At 54.1% G+C, this 26,742-nt stretch carries 22 protein-coding genes; 15 read left to right on the top strand and 7 right to left on the bottom strand.

The window, feature by feature from the left end; genetic code table 11:
• The first annotated feature begins 119 nt into the window (after window positions 1-119).
• Complete coding sequence (locus PsAD46_RS07220; protein WP_208981716.1) at window positions 120-770, top strand: LysE family translocator; 651 nt, start codon at window positions 120-122, stop codon at window positions 768-770.
• Window positions 771-778: 8 nt separating this feature from the next.
• On the opposite strand, the gene PsAD46_RS07225 is transcribed toward PsAD46_RS07220, so the two are convergent.
• Window positions 779-1,621 (bottom strand): alpha/beta hydrolase, encoded by an 843-nt coding sequence (locus tag PsAD46_RS07225; RefSeq protein WP_063306494.1) that lies wholly within the window; start codon window positions 1,619-1,621, stop codon window positions 779-781.
• 552 nt (window positions 1,622-2,173) lie between these two features.
• On the opposite strand from PsAD46_RS07225, the gene PsAD46_RS07230 reads away from it, so the two are divergent.
• Window positions 2,174-4,093: a family 20 glycosylhydrolase gene (locus PsAD46_RS07230; protein WP_063293645.1), complete on the top strand. Its 1,920-nt coding sequence runs from the start codon at window positions 2,174-2,176 to the stop codon at window positions 4,091-4,093.
• A gap of 47 nt (window positions 4,094-4,140) precedes the next feature.
• Here the strand turns inward: PsAD46_RS07230 and PsAD46_RS07235 are convergent, their stop codons facing one another.
• A complete protein-coding gene (locus PsAD46_RS07235; protein ID WP_057463808.1) occupies window positions 4,141-4,908 on the bottom strand; it encodes a GntR family transcriptional regulator in 768 nt (255 codons plus the stop codon).
• A gap of 387 nt (window positions 4,909-5,295) precedes the next feature.
• Between PsAD46_RS07235 and PsAD46_RS07240 the strand changes: the two genes are divergently transcribed.
• The 10 genes from PsAD46_RS07240 (at window position 5,296) to nagA (ending at window position 16,159) form a co-directional block, all read left to right on the top strand.
• Entirely contained in the window at window positions 5,296-6,174 is an 879-nt protein-coding gene (locus PsAD46_RS07240; protein ID WP_208980527.1) for a sugar ABC transporter permease, read from the top strand.
• A gap of 1 nt (window position 6,175) precedes the next feature.
• Window positions 6,176-7,018 carry a carbohydrate ABC transporter permease gene (locus PsAD46_RS07245; RefSeq protein ID WP_057463806.1) on the top strand — a complete coding sequence of 281 codons (843 nt, stop codon included), beginning with the start codon at window positions 6,176-6,178 and terminating at the stop codon, window positions 7,016-7,018.
• Between the two features lie 40 nt (window positions 7,019-7,058).
• Entirely contained in the window at window positions 7,059-8,279 is a 1,221-nt protein-coding gene (locus tag PsAD46_RS07250; RefSeq protein WP_057463805.1) for a sugar ABC transporter substrate-binding protein, read from the top strand.
• Window positions 8,280-8,341: 62 nt separating this feature from the next.
• Window positions 8,342-9,442, top strand: a complete 1,101-nt coding sequence (locus PsAD46_RS07255; RefSeq protein ID WP_063306496.1) for an ABC transporter ATP-binding protein — start codon at window positions 8,342-8,344, stop codon at window positions 9,440-9,442.
• Between the two features lie 9 nt (window positions 9,443-9,451).
• Window positions 9,452-10,636 (top strand): Gfo/Idh/MocA family oxidoreductase, encoded by a 1,185-nt coding sequence (locus PsAD46_RS07260; RefSeq protein WP_063306497.1) that lies wholly within the window; start codon window positions 9,452-9,454, stop codon window positions 10,634-10,636.
• Window positions 10,633-11,643 (top strand): SIS domain-containing protein, encoded by a 1,011-nt coding sequence (locus PsAD46_RS07265; protein ID WP_063306498.1) that lies wholly within the window; start codon window positions 10,633-10,635, stop codon window positions 11,641-11,643. Before PsAD46_RS07260 ends, PsAD46_RS07265 begins: the two co-directional genes overlap by 4 nt.
• 20 nt (window positions 11,644-11,663) lie before the next feature.
• Entirely contained in the window at window positions 11,664-12,770 is a 1,107-nt protein-coding gene (locus tag PsAD46_RS07270) for an SIS domain-containing protein (RefSeq protein WP_063306499.1), read from the top strand.
• Window position 12,771: 1 nt separating this feature from the next.
• Window positions 12,772-13,707: an ROK family protein gene (locus tag PsAD46_RS07275; protein WP_063306500.1), complete on the top strand. Its 936-nt coding sequence runs from the start codon at window positions 12,772-12,774 to the stop codon at window positions 13,705-13,707.
• Window positions 13,704-15,017 carry a class II D-tagatose-bisphosphate aldolase, non-catalytic subunit gene (locus tag PsAD46_RS07280; RefSeq protein ID WP_063306501.1) on the top strand — a complete coding sequence of 438 codons (1,314 nt, stop codon included), beginning with the start codon at window positions 13,704-13,706 and terminating at the stop codon, window positions 15,015-15,017. The genes PsAD46_RS07275 and PsAD46_RS07280 overlap by 4 nt, the downstream gene beginning before the upstream one ends.
• Complete coding sequence (nagA, locus tag PsAD46_RS07285; protein WP_063306502.1) at window positions 15,014-16,159, top strand: N-acetylglucosamine-6-phosphate deacetylase; 1,146 nt, start codon at window positions 15,014-15,016, stop codon at window positions 16,157-16,159. Before PsAD46_RS07280 ends, nagA begins: the two co-directional genes overlap by 4 nt.
• 24 nt (window positions 16,160-16,183) lie before the next feature.
• Here nagA and PsAD46_RS07290 read toward each other — a convergent pair whose 3' ends face one another.
• The 3 genes from PsAD46_RS07290 to PsAD46_RS07300 all read right to left on the bottom strand — a co-directional run bounded on the left by PsAD46_RS07290 (window position 16,184) and on the right by PsAD46_RS07300 (window position 21,091).
• Complete coding sequence (locus PsAD46_RS07290) at window positions 16,184-17,494, bottom strand: HlyD family type I secretion periplasmic adaptor subunit (RefSeq protein WP_063306503.1); 1,311 nt, start codon at window positions 17,492-17,494, stop codon at window positions 16,184-16,186.
• A complete protein-coding gene (locus tag PsAD46_RS07295; RefSeq protein ID WP_208981717.1) occupies window positions 17,491-19,710 on the bottom strand; it encodes a type I secretion system permease/ATPase in 2,220 nt (739 codons plus the stop codon). Before PsAD46_RS07295 ends, PsAD46_RS07290 begins: the two co-directional genes overlap by 4 nt.
• A gap of 484 nt (window positions 19,711-20,194) precedes the next feature.
• Window positions 20,195-21,091: a LysR family transcriptional regulator gene (locus PsAD46_RS07300; protein WP_063287098.1), complete on the bottom strand. Its 897-nt coding sequence runs from the start codon at window positions 21,089-21,091 to the stop codon at window positions 20,195-20,197.
• 197 nt (window positions 21,092-21,288) lie between these two features.
• Between PsAD46_RS07300 and PsAD46_RS07305 the strand changes: the two genes are divergently transcribed.
• The 3 genes from PsAD46_RS07305 to PsAD46_RS07315 all read left to right on the top strand — a co-directional run bounded on the left by PsAD46_RS07305 (window position 21,289) and on the right by PsAD46_RS07315 (window position 24,384).
• Window positions 21,289-22,152, top strand: a complete 864-nt coding sequence (locus PsAD46_RS07305) for a hypothetical protein (RefSeq protein ID WP_208981718.1) — start codon at window positions 21,289-21,291, stop codon at window positions 22,150-22,152.
• 116 nt (window positions 22,153-22,268) lie between these two features.
• Window positions 22,269-23,009, top strand: coding sequence for a gamma-glutamyl-gamma-aminobutyrate hydrolase family protein (locus PsAD46_RS07310; protein ID WP_057463794.1), 741 nt, complete (start codon window positions 22,269-22,271; stop codon window positions 23,007-23,009).
• Window positions 23,010-23,070: 61 nt separating this feature from the next.
• Window positions 23,071-24,384 carry an FAD-binding oxidoreductase gene (locus PsAD46_RS07315; RefSeq protein ID WP_063306505.1) on the top strand — a complete coding sequence of 438 codons (1,314 nt, stop codon included), beginning with the start codon at window positions 23,071-23,073 and terminating at the stop codon, window positions 24,382-24,384.
• A gap of 9 nt (window positions 24,385-24,393) precedes the next feature.
• Here PsAD46_RS07315 and PsAD46_RS07320 read toward each other — a convergent pair whose 3' ends face one another.
• Window positions 24,394-25,314 (bottom strand): SDR family oxidoreductase, encoded by a 921-nt coding sequence (locus PsAD46_RS07320; protein ID WP_063306506.1) that lies wholly within the window; start codon window positions 25,312-25,314, stop codon window positions 24,394-24,396.
• Window positions 25,311-26,693, bottom strand: coding sequence for an NAD(P)-binding domain-containing protein (locus PsAD46_RS07325; protein ID WP_063306507.1), 1,383 nt, complete (start codon window positions 26,691-26,693; stop codon window positions 25,311-25,313). Before PsAD46_RS07325 ends, PsAD46_RS07320 begins: the two co-directional genes overlap by 4 nt.
• Window positions 26,694-26,742: the final 49 nt, after the last annotated feature.

The raw sequence follows: 26,742 nt of genomic DNA on the forward strand, positions 1-26,742 counted from the left end.
GCGCGCGAGGGGAGATGAACCATCAGTCATCTCCCCTTAGCCTTCCGGGTTTTGGGTTGCGTTCGTATGTGCGTTGCTTTGCGTTATTTATGTGTTTCTAGCGTTGAATTGGAAAAACCATGGAGCTTCTTCGCTCTTTTGATGCCACACTCATTTTTGGTTTTATCGTCACCTTCATGGCGCTCAATTTCACACCCGGTCCCGCGGTCCTGAAAGTGGTTGGCGACAGCATCACAAACGGTATTGGTAAAACCCACGCCAGCATGGCCGGTGTGTTCGGAGCCAACCTCATGTATGCGCTCCTCGCCGCGGGAGGCATGAGCGCGCTGCTACTGTCTTTCCCAGTCCTGTTTGAGACGGTCAAATGGATTGGCGTAGCTTATCTATTGTATCTTGCATATGGCTCTTTCAAAGCCGCTTTCTCAGCCTCGCTGGGCGAAGCGAAAGAGCAGAAGCCGGCATCCACTTTGAAGCTTTTCCTCACCTCATTCGCAATGCAGGGCGCAAATCCGAAGTCCGTCCTGTCATTTGGCGCGATGCTGCCTGTGTTTGCCGGGGAAGGCGATGGCATGGCCCTGCGCATGATGGCACTGGCCATCTTCAACATCGCGCTCGAATATCCGGCACTGCTGTTTTACGCCTATCTCGGAACTCGGGCCTCCAAATTCGCAGTCTCCGCCCGTTCTCGCGCAGCTATGGATGCCTTCGCCGGCACAGCATTGGCCGGTGCAGCCTACATGATCTCCAAAAGCACGCTGAAAACACAGTAGGCAGCTTCTCACGCGTTCAGGAAACCCAGTGCCTTCTCATTAAAGAGCGCTGGGTTTTCGAACATCAGGAAGTGGCTTCCACCATCGGCTTCGCGGATCACCTCAAGCGAACCATTTGGCATTGAGGAAGCGATGAACTGCTGTGAAGCCAGCGGATGCCAACTGGCCTCGCCTGTAAATACCAGAGTGCGCTGGTGAATGTTAGGCAAAAAGGCCCGCCAGTCTTGCATCATGAGGTTTTCGATAAGAGCAGCAGCATGCACGCGGGGCAATTTCAGGTTCTCGGCTGCCAATGCGCGCAAGGCAGCATCACCAACCTTGCTGGTGAACATCCCGCTAATAATCTCAAGATGATCCTCAACACTGCGGGTCCTGCGAATAGCCACCACCATCTCATCAAGTGACTCCAAAGTAGGGTGGATAGAACCTGCCTCGGCGATCACTTGTTGTGTCCAGGATGGCCGTGCCATGAGGGCCGCTGGCTCGTCGATAAAAATTAGACGGCGCGCAGGGCGTTCAGCCCCGAACATATCCAGATATGCCCAGAGCATGGCGACGGAAAGCGAATGGCCAACCGCGTCGAAATCTCGAAGGTCCAACGCCTCAACCACGTCAAACAGATCCTTGGCAAACCGATGGATCCGATAACCATCCGTGGGCTTTTGTGATGCGCCGTGCCCCCGGTTCTCAAGAGCATAAACCGTATGGCTCTGGCAAAAGTCGGCGAACTGTCCTTCATATACAGATGCCGTCTGGCTCCAGCCACCCAGCAAAAAGACAGGCCGTCCTTGCCCGCCTGTCAGATAGGAGAGTTCCACCCCATCTCGGGTCCGTACAATCTTGCGTTCCATCCTCTTTGGCCTTTCGCAGACAACTCAACATTCTCCTGCAAGTATAGAACCCAACACGTTACCCAGCCGCAAATGAGGTCTTAATCGCGAAGTGAGGAGGGCCACCTTGAATAACTGGTCCTAAATTTTACAGGCTGATCGCCTATCAGCCGGAAAGCTCTAACAACCACCATGCCTTGCTCCGGTATTGATGCAATAAGGCAGGCGACCGTGTTGGAAAACAGAATTGCAGTCAAAGACTTACACAACCTGAAAAGTTTGTGTTTGATTTGTCACCATGAGTGTTTGTTTAAGTTTCAGTTGTTCAAAATAAAGTAACTGCCCGCGCATTTTGAAAGTAATACCAATTCAAATTTATGGATTTATTTGTCTGCCAAGGTGTTGACAGCTCCAGCCAAGTAGAAGCTATGCTGGTGCTTGTTCTTCCGGAAATGAAACCTGATTTTCTGATAAGAGCATTCGCAAATTCAGCAGTTAGAGCATGCGCTCAGGCAATCCGTTGCCTTTGGTGTGCTCACTGCAACATCCTGAAATTGGTGAGGAGTCGTGGGCATGGAAGCTGCTGCCTGTGCTGATACTACAATCAGAATGGAAACATGGAGAACGGAGGATCGGCAGATCAACTGCATCCTCTCTGCCAAGTGCGATGCACCCATCTCCAACTACACCTTATGCTTCAGCATGCTTGCGCCTTGTGAGGTGATTGAAGGTGCCACTGTCAAGAAAATGACGGCGGGCTGCATAGAGCTTGGCTTTGACAGAGATGTACTGGGAACAGGGCAGGCCCTGGCGTTCACGCTCAAATACAAGCGAAGCATGAACCCCTCCAACCGCAGCTGGCTGCCAAAAGGCGCTTATCTGCGTCTGGAGGATGGCAGCATTGCGCCAGTCCAGATTGCATCATGCGGCATCGATCAGGCTTTCAGCACCAAGTTGCCAGAACAGCAAGCCGATCCCGCATCCAGTGAACTGATGCTTGTCCCAGCCCCGCAAAGCTGGCAGCCCTCCGGTGACACGCTGGACGTAAGCGCAGGTTACAAGCTGGACCGTTCTTGGGATGCCGAAGGCGAGGCCGACAGCACGGACGCTGTGGAGGCCCTTGCAGAGCGCAACAACATTGGTCCGTTCCTATCTGAGGATGGTATTGCGCTTCGCTTTGCCAAAACCGAAGAACTCGCCGAAGACGCCTACGAACTGGCAATCACCTCAGAGGGCATCACGCTCTCTGCGTCAGCGGCAGCCGGTGCTTTTTACGGTTCCATCACACTGCTCAACCTCAAGCTGATCTACGGTGGAACCATCCCTTGCGGCCAGATTTCCGATGCACCACGGTTTGAATGGCGCGGCCAGCATCTGGACTGCGCACGCCACTATTACGAGCCGGAAACCCTGCTGCGGCTGGTGGATATGATGGCGCTGTTCAAGCTTAACCGCTTCCACTGGCACTTCTGCGATGATGAGGCTTTCCGTCTTGAGGTGGAGAGCTATCCAGAGCTCTGGAAGAAGTCTGGCATGCGCGGCGAAGGACGTGTCGTTCCCGGCATCTATGGGGCTGCGGATGGCCCGCAAGGTGGTACTTACTCCATTGCCTTCGCCAAGCGACTGGTGGACCACGCCAAAGCATTGAACATCGAAGTCCTGCCAGAAATCGAAGTTCCCGCTCACTCCTGGGCTGTGCTTCAAATCCACCCGGAACTACGCGATGCAGCGGATGAAAGCGGTGAAATCTCCGTCCACGGCTACCTGAACAACACCATCAATCCCGCCTTGCCAGAAGCGTGGACCTATATGGAAGCGCTGGCCAAGGAAATCTCTGGCATCTTCCCGTTTGCTCACTTGCACCTTGGCTGTGATGAGCGCCCGCCAGCAGCATGGACCAGGTCTCCTGCCATCGAACAGTTGAAGGCAGAGCAGGGCCTCAAAACAGCGGATGACGTGCAGGGCTGGATGATGGACAAGCTGGCGTCCTACGTCCGTTCGCTGGGCGTACGCCCCGCAGCGTGGGAAGAAGCTGCCAAAGGTGCCAATGGAGGCATCAACAACGACGCCATCTTGTTCTCGTGGACACAGCAAGGACCGGGTCTGGAAGCAGCGCGCAAAGGCTATTCGGTGGTGATGACCCCAGCTGCGCACGCCTATTGGGATATTGCACCTTCCAGCAACTTCAACGAGATCGGCCTCAACTGGGCAGGCATCACCAGCCTTGCAGACAGTGTGAACTGGGATCCGGTGCCGGAAAATGAACCAGAGCTGGAAGGCAAGATCATCGGCGCCCAGGGTTGCCTGTGGTCAGAGGTCGTCCTGCGAGACGCCAACATGGAAACCATGATGGCTCCGCGCATTCTGGGTATTTCTGAAATCGGCTGGGCGACCCGCGCCAACAAACCGGATGCAGATGAGATCACACAAAAGGCTGCGTGCTACAGCAAGCTGTTCTCTGCCATCGGGTGGCGTCAGGATGTAAGGGACTAAACAATAAAAGCCCCGCTCCAAATTTTGGCAGCGGGGCTTTCGATATCTCAGACGTTGCGCAATTCTGCAACAAAATCATAGATATCACCGCGATAAACGCCTGTGGTCAACTCGATCGCCCGGCCACTCGCCAGATAAGCCGTTCGGTCAATGTAAAGCGCCGCATCCCCTTCACAAACTTCCAGCAAGTCAGCTTGCTCTTCTGTCAGTTTGCAGGCGGAGATACGCTGGATAGCACGGGAAGGGCGCATACCGTTCAAAGACAATTTCTCATAGAGAGACGTTTCAATCCGCGACGGATCAGGCACGAATTCGGTTGAGAGCGAACTGGTCTCAATCGCCAGAGGAATACCATCCGCACGGCGCAGACGGGTAATCCGCGAAACCTGACCGTCAGACGCAAGCCCAAGCGCAACAATTTCCTCAGGTGAGGGCAGGTAAATCCCACAGGACAGCGTCTCGGAGGAGGATGTCTTCCCGCGCCGCTGCATGTCCTCGGTAAAGCTGGTAAGCGCCGACAAGGACTGTTCCATGCGCTTCATCTGCGGAGCCACATAAGAACCTGAGCCCCGGCGCTGAATCACCAGACCATCCACCACCAACTGCGAAATGGCTTTGCGAATCGTCACGCGGGACAGCCCGGTCAGTGTCGCCAGCTCACGCTCGGCTGGCAGAGTGGTCGCTGCTGCTAACCGTCCATCTTTAATGGCAGATTCAAGGTGTCGGTAAAGCTGTAAGTAGCGTGGACCGCCACTCCTCTGCTGCCAGGATGTCGTTGAGAACAGATCGGTATGGGTATCTTCTTGTGCGCTCATTCTGCTCTTCTTTATGTGAATCCGTATTATCTATAATACCTTTTTGATACCAATGCAAAACAATACCGATGGGATACCAATGAAAGAAATGAAGCTTATCCCCTTGCGATTTTCTTGAAAAATCGGAGTTTTTTCGTCTGAAACAGAAATATTTCACAGGAGGTACTGAAATGGTAGACAAATGGATTTGTTTTGGTATTATTTTGGTGCTCGCAAAAAACACGCGGTTCGTCTCCCTGGCGATAACAAGACGCAAGCGGCGAGTGACAAGCGATCACCTTTGGGAATTGGGGAGAGCGCATGACACATGCGTCAGGGGACCTGCTGCCTTATCAGGGCGAGCGCGGCGGTTCGGCACAAAAGAAACAAGGGATGCTGCAAGGGCTCATGCGCTCACAGGCAACCTTTGCATGGCTACTGATTGCTCCGGCAGCATTGTATCTCGTATTAGTCGTGGCCTGGCCGCTGGTAGAGACAGTCCGTTTGTCTTTCACCAACGCCAACATTGGCGGCGAAGCCTACATCGGCACTGCTAACTATGAGAAGCTGCTCAGCTCTCGCAAATTCGGTCAGACAGTGTCCAGAACGTTCTATTGGATGTTCCTGTCTGTCTCATTCAAAATCATTTTCGGCCTGATCGGTGCAACGCTGCTCAACGCGGCAATTCCGGGGCGGGCGCTGTTTCGCATGCTGGTCATGCCGCCGTGGATCGTGCCTGTTGCGATTGGCTGTTTCGGCTGGTTATGGCTCTACAACGGTCATTTCGGCATCATCTCAGGAGCCCTGCAATACGTAGGCATTCTGGATGGCCCGTTTGAATTCCTCGCCTACAAGCAAAGCGCGTTTTACTCCGCCGTTGTCACCGATGTCTGGGTCGGCCTGCCCATGGTGACCATCTTCATGTTGGCAGCCATGCAGGGCGTGCCGCGCGATCTTTATGAAGCAGCCTATGTGGACGGGGCATCCCGTTGGTACCGCTTCCGCCGCATCACCATTCCGCAAATTCTACCGGTGATCATCACCATGTCGATCCTGTCGATCATCTGGACCTTCAACTCCTTTGAGATCATCTGGATCTTGACAGAAGGCGGCCCGCGCAGCGCAACCACAACGCTGATCATCGACACCTACAAGATGGCCATTGCAAACTTCAAGTTCGGGCAGGGGGCAGCACGTGCTGTGATCGTGGTGACACTGCTTAGCGTGTTCTCACTGGTCTATCTGTTCGCACTTCACCAGATCAAAAAACGTTTCGAGGCAGCCTAAAATGATGGATCGTTACTCGCTGCCACATAAAGTATTTCTCTACTTCTGCGTGGTGCTATTCCTCGGCTTCATTCTGCTGCCGTTTTTTGAGATGTTCATGACCTCGCTGCGGCCACTGGAACACCTGTTCCGCTCGCCCTACCAGTTCTGGTCAGACGACTTCTCGTTCAAAGCCTACTCCCAGATGTGGGAGACAGTGCCAATGCTGCCGCGTTACATCGCAAACAGCATGCTGATCTCTATTTCGGTGACAGCTCTGGCTTTGGCTTTCGTCATTCCCGCCGCTTATGCCTATGCCCGGTTTGACTTCAAAGGCAAATCACTCAGCCTCGGCATCTTTCTGGCGGTTAACATGTTCTCCGGTGCTGTCCTGCTTATTCCGCTGTACAAGCTCCTGAGAAACTACGGCCTGCTGAACACCTACTTCGCCATGATTGTTCCCGGTGCAGCGTTTCTGGTGCCAATGGGAATCTGGCTCCTGAAATCCTATCTGGAGAAAATCCCGCGCGAACTGGAAGAAGCAGCTTTCATGGATGGCGCCAGCCGTCTGTACACTCTGCGCCGCGTTGTTCTGCCTTTGGCGGTTCCCGGTCTCATCGTGGTGGGTGTGGCTGTGTTCCTGTCAGCCTACGCACAGCAGTTCCTGTTCGCGATCACGTTCAACAGCGTCAAGGAGTTCATGCCTCTGCCAGCGGGCATCCTCGAGTTCATTGGCTATCAGTCAGTCAAATGGAACCAGATGATGGCAGCAAGCATTGTTGGAATACTGCCCGTACTCGTAATTTTCCTATTTTTACAGCGCTACTTGGTGGCCGGTCTCACAGCCGGTGCGATCAAGGAGTGATTTTTAAAAGTGTCAATGGTTACTACTGGGAGGAGAAACCATGAGAACCAAACTACTATTTGCAGCGGCTGCAGGGGCAGGCGCAATGATGGCAGCAACATCTGCACAGTCAGCTGAACTACATTTCATCCGTTGTGGGGACAACGGGTTGGATGAAGATCGCAAGGTTATTGCCGCATTTGAAGCCGCCCATCCCGGCAACACCGTCAACATGGAAAGCCTTCCATGGGGCACCTGTCAGGATAAGTCTTTGAAACTTGCATCCGCAGGCAGCCCGCCATCTGTGTCCTACATGGGCTCACGTACGCTCAAACAGCTGGCAGACAACGACCTCGTTGTTGATGTGACGATCTCTGAAGATCAGCAGAAAGCCTATCAGCCAGGCGTTCTGAACACCGTGAGCTACCGCGACAAGTTCTGGGGCTTCCCGCGTGCATTTTCCACCAAGGGTCTGTTCCTCAACTGTGACATCTTCGAGGAAGCCGGTCTTGCGTGTGAAGCACCAAAGACCTGGGACGAGATGTATGCGGCTGCGAAGACCATCAAGGACAAAACCGGTAAAGCAGGTGTCGGTCTGACGGGCAAAGACTTCGACAACACCATGCACCAGTTCCTCAACTACCTGTATTCCAACGGCGGTCAGGTCATCGATCCATCCACCAACGAAATCACTCTGGATTCCAAGAACACTCTGGAAACTCTGAAGTTCTACGGCAAGCTGGTGGAAGTTGCTCAGGAAGGTCCAACTGCATTTGAACGCACGCAGGTCCGTGATCTGTTCAACGACAACAAAGTCGGCATGTACATCGACGGCCCATGGGCACGCGGTCAGCATAAAGAAGGCATCACCACCAAGGCTGCTCCAATTCCAGCAGGTCCAAGTGGTGTCAGTGGTACGCTTCTCATCACTGACTCCCTCGCTGTCTTCAAAGGCTCTGGCCATGAAGAACTGGCGATGGAATTTGCGCGCATGATGACCACAGGCGACTCTCAGTACACGCTGGACAAACCAGACGGTTGGGGCCTCACACCAATCCTGAAATACGAAGAGCTTGGCTATGAGAAGCCTTACTACATGGATGACCCATACTGGGCAGTCTTTGTAGACTCCATCCCAACTGGTGGTCCGGAGCCTCTCTTTGTTGATTACAAAGCGATGCAGACAACCATCAACTCCATGATTCAGGGCATCATCCTGAAAGACGATACCGCTGAAAACCTGGTGGCAATCGCCGCTGAAGAACTCGAAGAGTTCAAGTAAGCAAAACCCGGAGAGGCTGGCGACAGCCTCTCCCCGTTCCTTAGTGCGAGAAGACGAATATTATGGCCACGCTCCAGCTACAAAACATCGAAAAATCATTTGGACCAACAACCGTGTTGAAAGACGTCAACCTGTCCATTGAGGATAAGGAATTCGTCGTCTTCGTTGGCCCTTCTGGCTGCGGAAAAACAACGCTCCTGCGGATCGTGGCAGGTTTGGAAATAGCCTCCGAAGGCTCCATCATCATTGATGGCAAAGACGTTTCCGACGACCACCCTATTGACCGTGGTATCTCCATGGTGTTCCAGAGCTACGCGCTCTATCCTCACCTCTCAGTTTTTGAAAACATCGCCTTTCCGCTGCGCGTCGCAAAGCGCCCGGAAGAGGAGATCAAGGACCGCGTCAACAAGGCGGCCGCTATTTTGCAACTGGAAGAGCGCCTGAACCATAAGCCGGGGCAGCTCTCCGGTGGTCAGCGCCAGCGTGTTGCCATTGGCCGCTCCATTGTTCGCAATCCAAAAGTGTTCCTGTTCGACGAGCCGCTCTCAAACCTTGATGCAGCGCTGCGCGGGGACATGCGTGTGGAACTCTCCAAGCTCCATAAAAGCCTCGATACCACAATGATTTACGTCACCCACGATCAGGTGGAAGCCATGACCATGGCCGACCGTATCGTGGTGCTCAACGGTGGTGTGGTGGAGCAGTGCGGCACCCCGATGGATCTGTACCTGCGCCCGCGCAACAAATTCGTGGCTGGCTTCATCGGCCATCCAAAAATGAACTTCCTGCCCGCCATCGTCAGCCGCGTCGAAGACCGCATGCTGCACGTGAAGCTCGCCAATGGCGGTGTCATGAGTATGCCAGTATCGTCAGAGGGCGTGAAGGCCGGTGACAACGTGGATATCGGCATCCGCCCTGAGCATATGCAGCTTGATGAGAATGGACCAGTTTCCATGCATGTAGAAGTGCTGGAGCGTCTGGGAGCCCATTCCATCGCCTACGGTAAAGTTGAAGGGGACGGCGCGTTTTGTGCATCCTTGCCTGGCATGGCTGAGATTCTGGAAGGCACAACCATAAAACTCAGTATCAAGCCAGAGGATGCCTACGTCTTTGACGAAAGAGGAGTTGCGCTGCAACGCCTTGGTGCTCTGGAACTGGCATAGGAGAAACACATGCGTATCATCGTTGTTGGTTTGGGTTTGCGAGCTGTCAGTGTTCTGGAAAGACTGCAGGCTCACATGAGTGAAGCGGAAGTGGTGGCCTATGTAGACCCCAAACCGCACCAGATTGAACGCCTCAAAAACCACGAGGCCATCAAACCTTACGGCACGCTGGAAGAGATGCTGGCTGGTGAAAAGGCGGACCTGTTGTTCGTCAGCTCTCCAAACCACATGCATCTGGAGCACATCCGCCTCGGGCTGGAAGCTGGCATCCGCATGTTTGCAGAAAAACCTGTCGTGATCTCCATGAGCGAGACCATGGAACTGGCAGAGCTGCTTTCCAAACACGGTGCAGATCAGGTGCTCATCGGTCTGGTTCTCCGCTACGCCCAGCATGCAAGAGATCTGCGCGCAGCGCAGGCGGCTGGCCAGATCGGTGATGTGGTTTCCATTGAGGCCAACGAGCATATTGCGCCGTATCATGGGGCTTTCTTCATGCGTGACTGGCGCCGTCATGAAAAATACTCCGGCGGCTTTATGCTGGAAAAATGCTGCCACGATCTTGATATCTACAACATGGTGACCGGCTCACGCCCAAGCCGTGTAGCCAGCTTTGGCGGCAGAAAGTCCTTTGTCCCAAGCAATGCACCAGCAAAAGAAACAGATACGAAAGTGTATCATGTTAAAGAGTCCATCTGGGAAGCTGCGGAAGACCCGTTCCTCTCCGATGGCGATATCGTCGATCACCAGACCGCGATCCTCGAATACGAGAGCGGCGCCACCATGGCCTTCCACACCAACATCAACGTACCGGACGAACACCGCCGGTTCTGCGTGATTGGTACCAAGGGCATGGCAGAAGGTGACTTCGTGCGCGGTTACCTGAAAGTGACTGATGCCCACACCCGCAGCACATTGGTGGATGAAGATTACAACAAGTCCATTGACCGCCCTGGCGCACACTACGGCGCTGATGACATGATGTGTCAGGACCTCTGCGCCTATCTGCGCGGTGAAATGGACAGCCTGCCAGTTTCCGTCGTGGATGCGCTGGAAGCAGGCGTTGCCGCACTGGCTCTCGATCAGGCGCGCACAACCGGTCAGGTCGTGGATCTAACGTCCTATTGGCAGAAATTCGATAGTTTCAACCTGCGAGAAACCGCAGCAACAACAAAAAAGATGGAATCAATACAGTGACCAAACTCCCCGGCGCGTACATGCGCGCTGAGATAGATCAGGCAATTCCGGCATTCGCAGAAGGGGTCCGTCAGGACCTCACCGAGAGTGTCAAAGCAGCAGCGCTGGACAAGCTCGACACGTTCTACACCATTGCGCGTGGAAGCTCAGACGCCGCCGCCAACTTGATCTCCTATGAACTGATGGCCGAACTGCAAAAGCCGGTAACTACACTGCCGCCCTCTGTGTTCAGTCTGGGGAATGGATTGCAGTTGGGCAATGCTGGCGCCCTTATTTTCTCCCAATCCGGAGGAAGCAAGGATCTGGTCAGTGCTGCAATCGGGTTCAAAAACGGCGGCGGTAAAACGCTCGCCATCACCAACACACCGGGTTCTCCGTTAGCAACTGAAACGGACGCCTGTGTCGATATCAAAGCAGGGCTGGAGCAAGCCGTTCCGGCCACCAAAACAGTCATCTGCACCATTGCCGCCGGAATGGCTATGCTGGCCGCCCTCAAACCAGACTACGCCAAAGCCTGTGAAGCAGCGGCAAAAGCCATGCTGGCCAGCGCTGAGGCGAAACTTGAGCAGGCTGACGAGATCATTGAAGCCGTGAAGTCCACGCCGCATGTGTACGTGATCGGACGCGGTTGCGGCTTTGGCGCAGCGCAGGAAGTTGCGTTGAAACTGAAGGAAACAACAGCCATTCATGCAGAAGCGTATTCCGCTGCTGAGGTGCTGCACGGTCCGCTGCAACTGGCCACAAAACCGCTCTGTGTCCTCATCCTGGATACGGGGGAAGAGGTCAGCAACCAGAGCTTGAGCCTGGCGGAGGAGCGGTTCCGCTCTGTCGGCGCAAATGTTTTTCGCCTGACACCAGAAACCGTTGGTGCGCAGGGCCTTACCCCCGCAGCAAGCTCGGCCATGCTGCTGCGTGCATTGTACCCAGTGATTTTGGAAACTGCTCTCCAGTTGGGTCTGGATCCAGACCAACCGGAAACACTTTCTAAGGTAACTGTAACTATTTGATTTTATGAAGGAATGCTGCGATGGTCGATCTGACCAAATGGGCAACTACGCGCGAAATTCAGGCGCAACCGCAAATCTGGGCAAGTTGGGGACAGGAATTCGCTGCGCGTCTGAGTGATCTGAGCGAATGGGTTGCCAACTCCGGAGCCACGGAAGTCTGGTTCTGCGGGGCAGGCACATCCGCTTATATCGGCGACCTCCTCTGCAGAGCGCTGGACGCAACTTCCGTGTTGCCAATGCGCTCCGTTCCTTCAACCGATCTCGTCAGCGCCCCGCATGCCTTCAAACGCAACGGCGTTATCCCGCTGGTCGTCTCCTTCGGGCGCTCCGGCAACTCCACCGAGTCCATCGGCACGCTGGACTTGCTGGACGCAATCTTTCCCGAAGCCCCACGGCTGAATATCACCTGCAACAAAGACAGTGCACTGGCAACCCGCCAACCTGCCTCAAAGGCCAGCCAACGCGTGATTGTATTGCCGGACGAATGCCACGACAGCGGCTTCGCCATGACCTCCAGTTTCACCACCATGATCCTGACAGCCATGGCAGTGTTTGGGCAGGAAACACCGGAAGAGTTTGCCGCCAATATGAACGAGATCAGCCATGCAGCTGAGATTGTGCTGGCGCAAGCGGATCAACTGGCAGGCAAACTCACCATCCAGCAGCGCGCCGTCTTCGTAGGCTCCGGCCCGCTTGCCTTTGTTGCCCGCGAAAGTGCGCTCAAAGTGATGGAACTGGCCGCAGGAAAAATCCCGTCTATCTGGGACAGCTCCCTCGGTTTCCGGCATGGACCAAAGTCCTTTGTCGATGACCAGACCAAGGTTTTCGTGTTTCTCTCCAACAACCTGCATTCCCGCCGTTACGACGAGGATCTGGCAGAAGAAGTGAAGGCACAGTTCGGCGAGCACACAGTCACCACCATTGGCAATTCTGCAAAGGCAGATGTGCACATTCCATGCAAACTGGAGGATGGCTGGATGTCCGTGCTCCATGTACTCATTGCGCAGTGGCTGGGAGTGGCTTGGTCTGATCAGCTTGGTTTCAACGTCGACAATCCGTTTGAAGGGCAGGGCACGCTGACCCGCGTTGTCTCGGGCGTCAAGCTCTATGCACTGGAAGAGGCCTGATATGGTTCGAGCTGGCGGCATTGATCTGGGCGGCACCAAAATTGAGGCAACCGCCTTTGATAGTGATTGGGCGGTGGTTGAAACCAAACGCATACCAACCCTTCAAGATTCCTACGAAAATCTGGTTGACGCTCTCTGCGAGATGGTCGTGTGGCTGGAAGAAACCGCAGGCTCAAAAGGCTTGCCAGTGGGCGTTGGTATTCCCGGTTTCCATTCCAAACGAACCGGCAAGTTCCTCACCGCCAACCTGCTGGCCTCAGGCCGCACCGTCCATCAGGACCTGATCGACAAGTTGGGCAGAGCCGTCGCGTTTGAAAACGACTGTAACTGCTTTGCCCTCTCTGAAGCCATGCTCGGCGCTGGGCGCAGCTACGCCAGTGTCTTCGGCCTGATCATCGGCACAGGTGTTGGTGGCGGTTACTGCTCCAATGGCACGTTAATCTCGGGTCTGAATGGGGCTGCTGGAGAATACGGTCACCTCGGCATTCCCTACATGACCATGAAGGAACTCGGGCTCGACGGTATCCAATGTGGTTGTGGTCGCACCGGCTGCTTTGAGACCTATCTGGCTGGCCCCGGCATGCGCCGTCTTGCCAGACACGTCACAGGCAAAGACGTCGATGCGAAGATCATCACCACGGCAGCGGCTGCTGGTGATCCGCAGATGCAAGAGGTCTTACGCATGTGGGCCCGTATCGCGGCGGAACTGGTTGCGGCGCTTCAATGCACGGTGGACCCGGACTGCATTGTGCTCGGCGGTGGCCTTTCCAAGATCCCGAACATCGACCGCCTCATTGCCCAAGCTCTGCCCGGCCATTTGCTGGACCAGACCGAGCCGCCGGAAATCCGTGTTGCGGAATATGGTGACAGCAGCGGCACACGCGGAGCGGCGCTTGCAGCTGTCCAAAACTATCAAATACTGGAGGAGCCGTCATGAGCAACCCTTTGCTTGAGGTGATCACTGCCAACCGTGCAGGCGCCAGAGCCGCGCTTCCCTCCATCTGCTCCGCTCAGCCTGATGTCATCCTTGCCTCCGCTCTGCTCGCAGCAGAAAAAGGCGCGACCCTGCTGCTGGAAGCGACCAGCAACCAGGTCAATCAGGACGGCGGCTACACAGGCATGAAGCCAGCCGACTTTGTCAGCTACGTCAAAAGCATTTGCGTAACTGCCGGATTGCCGGAGGACGCGCTCATCCTCGGCGGCGACCATCTCGGCCCACAAGCTTGGCGCTCCATGCCTGCCGATCAGGCCATGGCAAAAGCCAAAGAGCTGATGAAAGCCTACGTTCAGGCTGGCTTCACCAAAATCCATCTGGACTGCTCGGAAGGCTGCGCAGGCGAAGAGGCTCAGGTCGGTGATGAACTCAGCGCCAGCCGTGCTGCGCAATTGGCTGCTGTTTGTGAAGAATATGCACCAGATCCAAGTCGCCTCAGTTACATCGTCGGTACGGAAGTTCCTCCTCCCGGGGGCGCGCGTGAAGAAGGCGAGGCTCATAGCGTTGAGCCAACCCCACCCGCGCGTGCCTCCCGTACCTTGCAAATGCATTTTGAGAAGTTTGATGAGCTGGGCCTACACGCCGCAAAAGACCGGATCTGCGGCCTCGTCGTGCAGCCGGGTGTCGAGTTCTCACCCTTCCACATCGATCATCTACCCGCTGATGACGGCAAAGCTCTGCGAGCAGCGCTTGACCCATTCCAGAATGTTGTGTTCGAAGCGCACAGCACCGACTACCAGCTGGACAATGCGTTCCCACGCCTCGCCAACATGGGTTTTGCGATCCTGAAAGTCGGCCCTGCGCTCACCTTCGCCTACAGACAGGCCATCTATGGACTGGACCAGATGCTGGATTGGTTGGAAGAGGACAAACGAACAGCGCCAAAAATCTCAAAGATTCTGGAAGCAGAAATGCTGTATGAGCCCAAGTACTGGCGCTCTCACTATCAGGGATCGGATCAGGAACTGCGCCTGCTGCGCCACTTCAGTTATGCAGATCGCATCCGGTATTACTGGCCGCAAGAAAAGGTGCAGGATGCCCTTAAGGCACTCTTTACTGCCCTCCAAACCCATGAGATTCCAAAGGTACTGCAGCTTCAGCTGTTTGCATCTCGCACTGTTGAACGAGCACGGGCTTTGCAGAGCCATGGTTTTGGCATAGAGAAGGCGCTGGTGCTTGCTGAAATCCAGCAGGCATTGGACCCATATTTCTTTGAGAGAGTTGAGGCACCTCAGCTTGAGGAGGCTCTATGAGCACCGCACCGGGCAACCAAGATATCTGGCTGTGTCCAGATCAGCTGTTTGACGGCCAGAACCTGCTAACAGATACCGCCATTCATCTCGTGGATGGCAAATGCGCAGGCTTGTCTTCAGCAGACCAGTTGCCCGTCGATGTGACCGTGAAAAAGCTCTCTGGCCTCATCACGCCGGGCTTCTTTGATATCCAGATCAACGGCGGCGGCGGGGTTCTCTACAACACTTCACCATCACCAGAGGGTCTGGCTGCTATTGCAGCGGCGCACCGCCAATTCGGCACCACAGCCTTGCTGCCAACAGTCATCACCGACGCGCCAAATGTGCTGGAGGACGCCGTTGAGGCCATGAAGGATGCTTACGGCACCCATGGCATCAAAGGCATCCACATCGAAGGCCCGCACATCAGTGTAGAGCGCAAAGGCACCCACGAAGCCAGCTGGGTTCGTCCGCTTAATGAGCGCAGTTTGCAGCTGGTCCGCGACCTGCGAGATCGGGACATCCCGGTCCTCATGACGGTCGCACCAGAAGGCGTTGCCAAAGGTGATGTTGCAAGACTGGTTGAAATGGGCGCAGTTGTCTCTATCGGCCATACTGATGCAGGCGCAGCGCAGATCAAACCAGTTCTGAAAGAGGGCGCAAACCTCTTCACACACCTGTTCAACGGCATGTCCCAGATGGTCAACCGCGAGCCCGGTGCAGTTGGAACCGGCATTAACAGCACCGCCTATTGCTCGCTGATCGTAGACGGGCACCATGTGGCTGACGACATGCTTCGCCTTGCCATTCGTGCGCGCCCTGTCAAAGATCATATGATCATTATCAGCGATGCGATGCCAACTGTCGGCGGACCGGAAAACTTCAACCTTTACGGTCATCAGGTCTATCTGGAAGACGGCAAGCTCATCAACAAAGCCGGATCTTTGGCGGGGGCACATGTCACCATGCTGGAGTCTGTTGCGCGCATGATAACTGAGCTTCAGTTTCCGGCAGAAGAAGTGTTGCGCATGAGCCTGTCCAATCCGGCTGCTCTGATGGGACTGCAACAGTCTGTGGCCTCTCTGCAAAACACTGACTTGGTCGATATGCTACTGCTCGCACCGGACTATAAATCCTTCTCATTCCTCTCGCATATGCTCTAGTTTGCTGCGAGAGGAGCTGCTGCCTCACCGCTCGCGAAATGCCTCCGCTTTCACCTTGAGCAGTGGCTTGGCGAGATAGCTCAGCACGCTTTTCTCACCGGTCAGAATATCAATGCTGGCAGTCATGCCCGGCGTGATGGGCAACGGGTTTTGCTCTGATCCCAGATGGTTTTGCTTGGTCCGCACAATCACCTTGAAAAACGCCTGTCCCTGCTCGTCCTCTGACGTGTCCGGACTGATCCGCTCCAACACTCCATCCAATCCGCCATAGATAGAATAGTCATAGGCCGTAATCTTCACGCTCACATCCTGACCCGGATGCAGGAAGGCCACATGTTGTGGCTGGATTTTAGCAGCAATCAGCAAAGTGTCTTCCAGCGGAACAATCTCAATCAGTGGCTCACCAGTCTGAACCACCGCCCCAATGGTGCTGACATTAAGTTTGTTGATCACCCCGCGCACTGGTGCCACCAACGCACTGCGATGCACCCGATCCTCCGCCCCGCGCAGCCGCTCCTCAATCACAGCAAGTTCCGCTTTGGTCGCCACCAGATCTGACTGTGCCTGAGAGGCAAATGCTGTCTGCGCAGATGCTACCTTCTGTAAAACTTCTTCCTTGGCAGAGCGGGCACTTGCAAGAGAAGCATCCAACATCTGCCGCTCCCCCTCCAGAGTTGTGTACTGTCGCTTGAGCCGCAAGAACTCGATCTCTGGCAGGACACCACGTTTATAGAGCTGCTGGTTGATCTCCAGTTCCCGCGCAATGATGGTAAGATTGGCGCTCAGCATCTGTGCCTCAGCTTCAAGCTGCTTCAGATCCTGTTCTTTCTGGCTGAACTGACTGCGAAGCACCGCAACTTCCGCAGCAAGCTGCTCTTTGCGAGCTTTATAAACCGCCAGCTCTCGCTGCAAGAATGCGGCAATATCGGCAGGCGTGTTTGAAAGATCAAGCGCCAGATTTGCCTGATGGGCCTCAGCAGTCAACCGCGCAAGACGAGCCTGCAACGCATACTTCTTCTGCAACAACTCCCCCAACTGAGAGGCAAAGCCGGTATTATCCAGTTTCACCAGAACCGCGCCTTGTTCAACGATCTCACCCTCAAAAAACAGCACCTCAGAGACAATCCCGCGTTCCGGGGCTTGCACAATCTGCATCTGGCGGGAAGGGATGATGCGTCCATTGCCTCGTGTGACCTCTTCCACATGCGCAAATGCTGACCAGACGAACAACAACAGCATAATTGCGGCACATGAGAAGATCAGAACTCTGGACTGCTTTGGGCTGTGAAACTCTGGCAAATGCAGCGGTGTAACGGGAAGCGACCAACCCTTCATGCTCTCAGCCTTTCTTCAATCGGAACCTGCACAGGCTGTGGCACTTCATGCAGACGCGGTTGCTGCATGGATTGCTTCACTTCCTCGCTCAGTCCATCTGCAATGATGCGGCCTTGATCCAGAGCGATCAGCCGATTGGTGAGCTTCAGGAGGGAAGGGCGGTGTGTGCTGATAATGAGTGTCAGAGAACCGTTGTTATAGCGCCGCAAGCCACGCAACAAACGCTGCTCAGCGGAAAGGTCCAACTGACTGGAGGGCTCATCCAGAAACAGGATCTTAGGTTTGCGCAAAAGAACACGAGCCAACGCCACACATTGCCGCTGCCCACCAGAAAGCGCAGCTCCGTTTTCACCCACAATCAGATTGTAACCAGCCGGATGCTTGTTCACGAGACTATGCAGCCCCGTTATATGGCAAATTTCCTCGATCTCCTCGTTGGAAAGGTGAGGCAACCCAAGGCAAAGGTTGTCTCTCAGCGTGCCCTGGAACAGCGTATTGTCCTGAGACAGATACCCAACAAAATGGCGCAGGTCTGATGGATCAAACTGGCGCGTGTCAATTCCATCAATGAGAACAGCACCCTCAGAAGGATACCGAAGCCCGCTCATCAGCCGGCCTACGGTCGATTTTCCGGACCCGACACACCCAACCAGCCCAATGGTATCTCCTGGCTCAATCGAGAAATTGCAGCGGGTCAGGCTGGCCTTCTCACTGAGAGGATAAGAGAAACTGACATTTTGAAACTGAACTTCACCACGGCAGCACCGCAGATTTGCAGTTGCTTTTCCTGTCTTGCGTTCTGTTGGTTGGCTCAGCAAATCTCCAAGCTGGCGATAGCTGTGCAGCACCTGACGAAACCGGACCAGTGCATTGGCGATAGAGGAGATCGGCGCAAGCACACGCGACGACAGCATCATCGCAGCAATCAACCCGCCCATGTTCACAGCACCTGCCTCAACCTGATAAACACCCCAGACAATAATCAGCACCGACACCATGCCTTGCACATGCCCTGTTCCCACCATCGCCAGATTGGACCAATGACGGCTCTGCAACAGGATCTCGCTGCTGCGCTCAACAGACTGCTCCCAGCGGGATTGCATATGAGCTTCTGCATTGAGAGCACGCACTGTCTCATGCCCGCCCAATGTCTCCATCAAAATGTTCTGCCGCTTATTCCCCTCAAGGCTTGAGGCTTGAACGGTTCGCTCCAAAGGCAATTGAGCCGCCAGATTAAGCAGGCAAACCACGGGCACAGCAAGCAGGGGAATCCAGGCGATAGGGCCAACGATGAAAAACAGGATGCAGATGAAAAGCCCGACAAAGCAGAAATCCAGCAGGGCGATCAAGGCAGTTGAGCTGAAGAACTCGCGGAGCTTTTCATAATCATGAACAGTCCCGGCATATTCACCGGCACTCTTGGTTTTGGCAGAAAAATCAATATTCTGCACATGAGAGAATATCTTGGAAGCCAGTCGCTGATCTGCCTTTTTACCAAGGCTGTTGAGGATGGATGATCGTGCCACCTTCAGCAAACTATCTCCCGCCAGTGCCAACGCCACACCAATTGTCAGAGCCCATAGCGACGCCACAGCGAAGTTGGGCAGGATGCGGTCATAGACATTCATGATGAACAAGGGAGAGGCGAGGGCAAGGCAGTTGATCAGCAAGGTCCCGAGCGCAACATTTCCATAGTCAGGCCAGAACCTTGTGAATTCGGACCAGAACCAATGCTTGCTGTCTTGATGAACCTGCCCACTGCTGTCGCGTGCATGAAGAGAAGAAAACAAGATCGCATACCCGGAGTACGCGCGCTGCAAAATATCCAAGCTGAGATACTGCGGTCTTTCCAAATCTAAGGGGTCCAGCAGTTTAGCCTGCCGTGTGGCTGCGTCATAACCCACCAGCAGGCGCAAGGCTCTGTCATGAAACACCAACAGACACGGAAGGCTGCTGCTGGAGATCTTGCTAAGAACAATCTGTTGCTTTTCGGCTTGTAACCCGCAATTCTCGGAGGCTTTTTCTACCTGAGAGAATTGTAACCGCCCATTGATCAGCGGAAGCCCGGCAGTCAACGCTGTTTTACTGAGGAAATTCCCATGGGCGCGGGAGACATAAGCGACGCTTTCAAGCAGGGCGTCCAGCACCTCATGCATTGGATGGCTACCTTCCTCAGTATTGAGGGCATGAGGGCTGGACAAGCGAAAATCACTCACGGCGTGTTCCCTTGATTTATGACAGTAATCGCAGTTTCATTTATTTGTTTTTCGAGGGGCCACGCTTTGTTTGGTCTTCTTGCGAGAAGCAGAAAGATTAGGAGATACAACGCATTACAGGTATCAAGTAATCTCTCAGTTCCCGCTAAGAAGTTTCGGTGTTCTTGTGGGATCTAAGAAAACACCCTGAGTAAAATGTGGCAATCTCGGGAACTTGTACTGTCAAATAAGGGGGCAAAAATAGCAGGAGTGTATTTACCAAGGCATTCGCTATAAGATCAGCGCCTTAAAATTCTGATTGTCCGGAATCGCAAGTTTCCCAATGAACACAGCGTTTCTCTCCAAACCAACATATCCGAAAGTTTGAGAGTGAGCGTGTGTACGAAAGGGGATAGTGGGATAATTTCCCCTACGGCAAGTTATCCCATGCATTCTTAGGGGTAAAACACGGGACCAGTGAGGTTCAGCACCCAGAACCTCTCAATCACAATAGCTTAGGCAGTTTCCCGGCTAAGAAGTCAAAAAACAGCTTTATGCGTGGAATTTGCTTGAGAGTGTGCGGCGAAGCCAGCCAAACAGGCAAAGCAGGCAATGGGTCCTCCAGATCAAGGCGCACAAGGCTGTCATCCTCAAGGCCGATTCCAATCTGACCAAGACCAACCCCACATCCAGCACGCACCAATTCCCAGTAAGTCACCCTGTCATCACACCGCACACTAAAGAAGTCCCGGTCCACGTTCAGGCCCGCTTCCTGCATGCCGCGCAGGATCAGGTCAGATCTGTCGTACCCGATCCAATCAAGCGCTAAGAGTTCCTCTCTTGTGCTCGGCATGCCAACCCGCTCTACAAACGTGCGGCTTGCAAAAAGCCCCAATGGTGTCTCGCCAATCTTCTTGGCAAAAATGTCCAGCTGCGTTGGTGTAAACATGCGCACTGCGATGTCAGCTTCCTGAAACAACAGGTTTTGCGCATCGTCAGAAGGGAGAAGCTCAATCTGGATCTCAGGGTAGCTCTGCCGAAATTCTGCAATAAGCTTTGGCAGCACATAATGAGAGATCACCTGACTGGCGGTGACACGCACAGGCCCAGCAAAACCACTTTGCTTGCGCTCTTCTGCATGAAGCAGAAACTGAGCCGCCGCTGAATGCATAGCCTTGGCGTGCGGCAGCAACGCTTCCCCATCCTCTGTCAAGCCAAGCCCGCGCTGATGACGGTAAAACAACGAGACGCCCAGCTCCGCCTCAATCGCCTTCACTTGTCGCCCAATTGTCGGTTGGCTCTGGTTCATCTTCTTGGCTGCAGCTGAAAGACTACCTGTCTCCGCAACCGCTACAAAAACACCAATGAGATCCCAGGAAAGATGATGTAGTCTTCTATTCATAATTGAATATCATACCTGCATTTCATTCGAATTTACATAGGAAATAGAGCGCCTACTATCGTGTCTAAAGCGTATTCCCAAAACGTGACTACCGATGTTCGGATAAGAATATGCGATTTGGAAAAGAGTATTGGACAGGAGCGGTCATGAGACCCGTAGCTTTGATTTTAGGTGCCTCTGGCAGATTTTCAAAAAACATGACTGAGCAGTTAGAAGCTGCAGGCTGGGAAACCCGCGCCTTTGACCGTGCAAACCAAAATATGAAAAAAGCTGCAGAAGGTGTTGATGTCATCGTGAATGGAGCAAATCCGCAATATCCGCACTGGAAGCGGGATGTGCTTCCCTTCACCCATAAGGTGATTGAAGCAGCCAAACATGCCAAAGCCACAGTCATCATCCCGGGCAACAACTACTGCTTCGGCCCAAACATGATCCCCCCCATTGGCCCGCAAACACCTCAAAAAGCAACCAACGAGCTGGGTGTGATCAGAATAGAACTGGAACGCCTCTACAAAACATCGGGTGTGCGGACCATTCTGCTCAGAGCCGGAGATTTCATCGACACCTCCGCCAGCGGCAACTGGTTTGACCTGATCATGTCCACCAAGCTGGAGAAGGGGAAGCTCATTTATCCCGGCAAGACCGATATACCCCATGCATGGGCGTATTTGCCGGATATGGCGCGTGCTGCCGTCCAACTGCTGGAAATGCGAGACCAGTTGAACACCTATGAAGACATCTCTTTCCCCGGTTACACGTGGACGGGGAATGAACTCCGCAAAGCACTCACAGAAGTCACCAAACAGAATGTGAGCATCAAACAGTTCAGCTGGTGGCTGATACGCTTGAGCCGACCTTTCTGGCCCATGGCAAAACACCTTTTGGAAATGCGCTATCTTTGGAATACCCCGCATTGGATGGATAAAACACGGTTTGATGAGCTGCTCCCTGACTTTGAGGCAACGCCGGAACGGGAAGCCCTGAAGCAGGCCATCAGCCATTTACCCGCTTTCCAGCTGAACAAACCGGTCTCACTGAAACAGCCCAAAAGAGCGGCATGAGATTTTGCCTGAAGTGGCCTCCAAGAGTTTACAGAGGCAAAGCCGACAGGATATAACTGAGTAGTCCAATCAGATGTATTATGCGGCATTTGCCTCTTTGAATTTTGGAGTGCTCTTTGACCTTTAAACTTGGAATTCTGGAAGTTGGCCGACCACCCGAGAACCTGAGCAAGACATTCGGTGATTACCCGTCAATGTTCGAAACGCTCTTGAAGGATCAGGGGGGCAATTGGCATTACATGTCTTACCCTGTGGTGGATGGCCAACTGCCTCAAAACGTTCATGACTGCGACGGCTGGCTGATCACCGGCTCCAAGCACGGTGTCTATGATGATCTTGAGTGGATCGACCGGCTTAAGACATTTCTGAAAACGGCCTATGACGAGCACGTGCCAATTGTCGGCATTTGCTTCGGACATCAGATCCTTGCAGAAGCGCTGGGCGGTAAAGCTGAAAAGTCCAACAAAGGCTGGGGTTGTGGCGTCTTCACTTACTATGTCCTGGAAAATCCCAATTGGGTGCCAGAGGGCCTGACCAGTTTTTCCATTGAAGCCTATCATCAGGATCAGGTGACAAAACTGCCAGCAGATGGAGAGGTCATCGCGTCCTCAGATTTCTGCGAGTTTGCAGCGATCGATTACAAGGGCAGGGCGCTCACGCTACAAGGGCATCCGGAGTTCAACAAGGACTACTCAGTAGCCTTGTTTAAGGAACGCCGGGGTGACACACTTCCTGAAGACATCGCCGATCATGCAATCGCCTCCTCGGAAGCGCCAATGCAGATTGGTGAGGTCGCACACATGATCGTAAACTTCATTCAGCAGGCAGCAGTGAAAGAAAAGCAAGAAGGGCACTAACTGTTGCCCTGCGCTGTTTAAGAGGCTCGGGTTTGCAACCTGAGCCTTCTCAAGGACTTACATGGCTATTTCCCAAGGCTTTCTTCACGCCAACGATAAGGCAGGCCAATACCCAGCCTCCTACTACACCGCGACCGCAAACAAGCATCTCTCCTTTCCCGCGCTGGAAGGCGAGCATACCTGCGACGTCTGCGTCATCGGCGCTGGTTATGCGGGCCTGTCTTCTGCCTTACATCTGGCCGAGCGTGGCTACAAAGTCCATCTCCTTGATGCGCACCGTGTTGGATGGGGAGCCTCAGGCCGCAATGGTGGCCAGCTTGGCAGCGGCCAGCGAAAAGATCAGGACGAGCTGGAAAGCCTTGTTGGTCAGGAGCGTGCCAAAGAACTCTGGAACCTTGCTGAAACCGCTAAGTCCCTGACGAAAGATCTCATTGCAAAACACCAGATCCAGTGCGACCTGAAACCGGGAATTCTCCACGCAGATCACAAACAAAGCTATGTGAACCACAGTAAGGCCTATGCCGAAAAGCTGGCAGATACCTACGGCTACGATGAAATCCGCTTCGTAGACTCTGCCGAAATACAAGAGATGCTAGATACAACGGCGTATCATGGTGGCACGCTGGATATGGGGGCAGCTCACCTGCACCCCTTCAACTTCGCACTGGGTCTTACTGAGGCTTGCGAGAATGCTGGTGTGCAGATCTTTGAAAATTCTGAAGTGCTGGAGATTGAAAAGGGTGAGCCAGCCAGGTTGACACTCGCCAATGGACACGTCACTGCCCACTACGTGGTCTTTGCCTGCAACGGTTATATTGATAGCCTTGAGAAGCGCGTCGCGGCGCGGGTTATGCCCATCAACAATTACATCATTGCCACCGAACCACTGGGAGACGATCTGGCCCGCTCTCTGATCGCCAATGATGTAGCCGTGGCAGACTCCCGGTTCGTGATCAACTACTACCGTCTGTCAGCAGACAACCGTCTCTTGTTTGGGGGAGGGGAAAGCTACAGCTTCCAATTCCCGCGCGATATAAAGGCTTTCGTTCGCAAACCTATGCTGCAGGTCTATCCGCAGCTCAAGGACGTACCCATCGAATATGGCTGGGGCGGAACACTGGGCATCACGCTCAACCGCATGCCATACTTCGCCAAACTCGCCCCTAACATGCTCAACGCCAGCGGCTTCTCCGGTCATGGTGTCGCCATGGCAACACTGGCAGGTCAGCTCATGGCAGAAGCGATCGACGGGCAAGCCAGCCGGTTTGACGTCTTGGAAAAAGTCCCAACCCACGTCTTCCCCGGTGGCCGCCATTTACGCTGGCCTTTGATGGTTCTGGGCATGCTCTACTACAGCCTGCGGGACAGGCTTTAAGGCTGGTACTCAGCTCTTTTCCAGCTCTTGCTCCATTTCCGGCTTGTCCAGATACAGCCGTTGCCGCTGATAAAGCTTGCCGTCGACTTCCACCAGCAATCCTTGCCTGCGCAGCGAGGCCACATATTTTGCCATGCCTCGTCGTCCTTTCTTTTCAAAGAACGGCAGAATACGAGGCATCATGTTGGGCAACAGCATGGCCAGACGTGTCAGCCAGGAGTCGCTGGCTTTTGGGTAGCGCTCCAGACATGGCTTTTCCAGATGCTTCACGAACTGATCAGCCACCACGCTGGGCGATTGTGGCTCATCAATGAAGTTGAGCACGCTGCCACCTTCCAACGCTTCCTGCCGCAGCATGTAGGTGTCTGTAGCGGTTGGCAGAACGCAGCTGACCTTGATGCCGTGCAGGTCTTCATCCAGCGCAAAGGAAAGCATGGCCCCGCGTAGGCCAAACTTGGTCGCCGCATAAATCGGGGTTTCCCGAAGTGGCTGGATGCCGCCAAGCGAAGTGGTCGTGATGATGCGTGGATCATCACCTTTCAGCAGATAAGGCACCGCCAATCGGCTCAAGACCAACGGGGAGATCATGTTGATGGTGATCTCTTCTTCTATGCTTTCTGGTGTGCGTTCATGAAACCGATCCACTTTGGTGATCGCCATGTTGTTGATCAGCACATCCAAAACACCAAAGTTCTCTTCCACCTCGCGTAAGAGTCGGGTCATCTCCTCGCGTTGTGTCAGATCTCCTTCGAACACATGCACACGCAAACTGTCCAGTTGGGCCTGAAGCTCCCGCGCGGCGCGGCCATTCTTGTCTGCCAGAACAAGATTCATCCCTCGTTCGTGCAGGCGTTTGGCGATGTGCCCGGCGATGTCACCACCACCACCGGTTATCACCGCCGTACGCCCCTGAAAACGATAGGTGCTCATGCAACTACCTCCACTTTCTTTGCACTCGACGAACCCTTTGGCTTGGGCGCAGCGCGCTTGAAGCGAATATCCTCAGGGAAGGTCCAGCCCATCCGCTTGTAAAGCTTCTTCACATACTTGGTGTGCGCTGTGGCATCACAATATCCCGCATGACGGTCCGTCTTCAAAAAGTGGATGCCACCAGAAAGATCCGGTGTTTGACTCCGAATAATCGCGTGCATCTGGCTGGCGCGAGATGGATTATCTTGTTGGTCTTTCAGATAGTTGGCGACCAGTCCGGCCATGTAGTCAAACCGCTTGTAGGCACCGGAGTTGGTCTCAATATAACTGATGCCAAACAGGTTCTTGTGCTCGCGAGAAGCTGCCTGAATGAACAGCTTGGGCCGTCCGCCCTCATAGCTGAAATATTCACCAGCAAAGTCCAGATGCTGGTTGAAACCGGTCGCGCACAGGATCAGGTCAATCTCTTCCCGGCTGCCATCTTTAAACACCACTTCTGATCCATCCAGTCGGTCCACATCCGGCTTCACCGTCACATCCCCATGCTGCAGCGAATGCACCAGTTGAGTGTTGAGCAGAGGATGCGTCTCAAACAGCTTATGATCCGGCTTGGGAATGCCGAACCGCTGCAAAGTACCGTTAAACATACGCAGCAACAGCGTGAAGAACGGCCGGATCATCCAGACGGGTAAGTTAGGACCACCATCAGCAAATACATCTGCTGGCATACCAAAAACATGCTTGGGTACGATGTAATAACCGCGCCGCATGGAAAGGAAGGCTTTCTCCCCCAAAACGCCTGCATCACAGGCAATATCGCAGCCAGAGTTGCCCGCTCCAATCACCAGAATTCGCTTACCGTCAAACTCGCGAATGTTCTTGTAAGTCTGGCTGTGGCGGATCTCGCCATCAAACGAACCTTGCAACTCCGGCATGTTGGCCTGCCATTGCGAGCCCGTCGCGCAGACCACGGCCTTATATTCGCGGCACTCCCCGTTAGACAGATGAACCTGCCAGCGGTCATTCTCGGTCTTGGTCAGCTTTTCTATCTTGGTAGAAAAGGTAATCTTCTCTTGCAACCCATAAGCCTCTGCGAAGTCATGCAGGTACTTCAGGATCTCGGTGTGCTTGGGATAGTCGGCAAAATGCTCCGGCATCGGGAAATCCGCAAAGCCAGACAAGCTGCGAGAGCTGATAAAATGCGCACTCTCATAAATGGCCGTACCTTTGTGTTTGATGTCCCAGAGACCACCAACATCCGGGTTTGGGTCAAACTGATCCCATTCAATGCCGTTGTGTTGTAATGCGCGGGCCATCACAAGCCCTGCAGGGCCTGCACCAGCAATGCAGACCGCGTCACCCCTATCTATAATCTCCACCGTTCCCTCCCCGAACTGTGAAAATCTTACCCTACGGCAATAAGAGGGA

Source organism: Pseudovibrio sp. Ad46 (assembly GCF_001623065.1).
GTDB lineage: Bacteria > Pseudomonadota > Alphaproteobacteria > Rhizobiales > Stappiaceae > Pseudovibrio.

Bases quoted from the DNA above. Each gene is read 5' to 3' on its own strand.
- PsAD46_RS07280 (WP_063306501.1), top strand. From the start codon at position 13,704: ATGAGCAACCCTTTGCTTGAGGTGATCACTGCCAACCGTGCAGGCGCC.
- PsAD46_RS07270 (WP_063306499.1), top strand. From the start codon at position 11,664: ATGGTCGATCTGACCAAATGGGCAACTACGCGCGAAATTCAGGCGCAA.
- PsAD46_RS07315 (WP_063306505.1), top strand. From the start codon at position 23,071: ATGGCTATTTCCCAAGGCTTTCTTCACGCCAACGATAAGGCAGGCCAA.
- PsAD46_RS07275 (WP_063306500.1), top strand. From the start codon at position 12,772: ATGGTTCGAGCTGGCGGCATTGATCTGGGCGGCACCAAAATTGAGGCA.
- PsAD46_RS07320 (WP_063306506.1), bottom strand. From the start codon at position 25,314: ATGAGCACCTATCGTTTTCAGGGGCGTACGGCGGTGATAACCGGTGGT.
- PsAD46_RS07245 (WP_057463806.1), top strand. From the start codon at position 6,176: ATGATGGATCGTTACTCGCTGCCACATAAAGTATTTCTCTACTTCTGC.
- PsAD46_RS07290 (WP_063306503.1), bottom strand. From the start codon at position 17,494: ATGAAGGGTTGGTCGCTTCCCGTTACACCGCTGCATTTGCCAGAGTTT.
- nagA (WP_063306502.1), top strand. From the start codon at position 15,014: ATGAGCACCGCACCGGGCAACCAAGATATCTGGCTGTGTCCAGATCAG.
- PsAD46_RS07305 (WP_208981718.1), top strand. From the start codon at position 21,289: ATGACTGAGCAGTTAGAAGCTGCAGGCTGGGAAACCCGCGCCTTTGAC.
- PsAD46_RS07225 (WP_063306494.1), bottom strand. From the start codon at position 1,621: ATGGAACGCAAGATTGTACGGACCCGAGATGGGGTGGAACTCTCCTAT.
- PsAD46_RS07300 (WP_063287098.1), bottom strand. From the start codon at position 21,091: ATGAATAGAAGACTACATCATCTTTCCTGGGATCTCATTGGTGTTTTT.
- PsAD46_RS07255 (WP_063306496.1), top strand. From the start codon at position 8,342: ATGGCCACGCTCCAGCTACAAAACATCGAAAAATCATTTGGACCAACA.
- PsAD46_RS07260 (WP_063306497.1), top strand. From the start codon at position 9,452: ATGCGTATCATCGTTGTTGGTTTGGGTTTGCGAGCTGTCAGTGTTCTG.
- PsAD46_RS07240 (WP_208980527.1), top strand. From the start codon at position 5,296: ATGCGCTCACAGGCAACCTTTGCATGGCTACTGATTGCTCCGGCAGCA.
- PsAD46_RS07230 (WP_063293645.1), top strand. From the start codon at position 2,174: ATGGAAGCTGCTGCCTGTGCTGATACTACAATCAGAATGGAAACATGG.
- PsAD46_RS07235 (WP_057463808.1), bottom strand. From the start codon at position 4,908: ATGAGCGCACAAGAAGATACCCATACCGATCTGTTCTCAACGACATCC.
- PsAD46_RS07220 (WP_208981716.1), top strand. From the start codon at position 120: ATGGAGCTTCTTCGCTCTTTTGATGCCACACTCATTTTTGGTTTTATC.
- PsAD46_RS07250 (WP_057463805.1), top strand. From the start codon at position 7,059: ATGAGAACCAAACTACTATTTGCAGCGGCTGCAGGGGCAGGCGCAATG.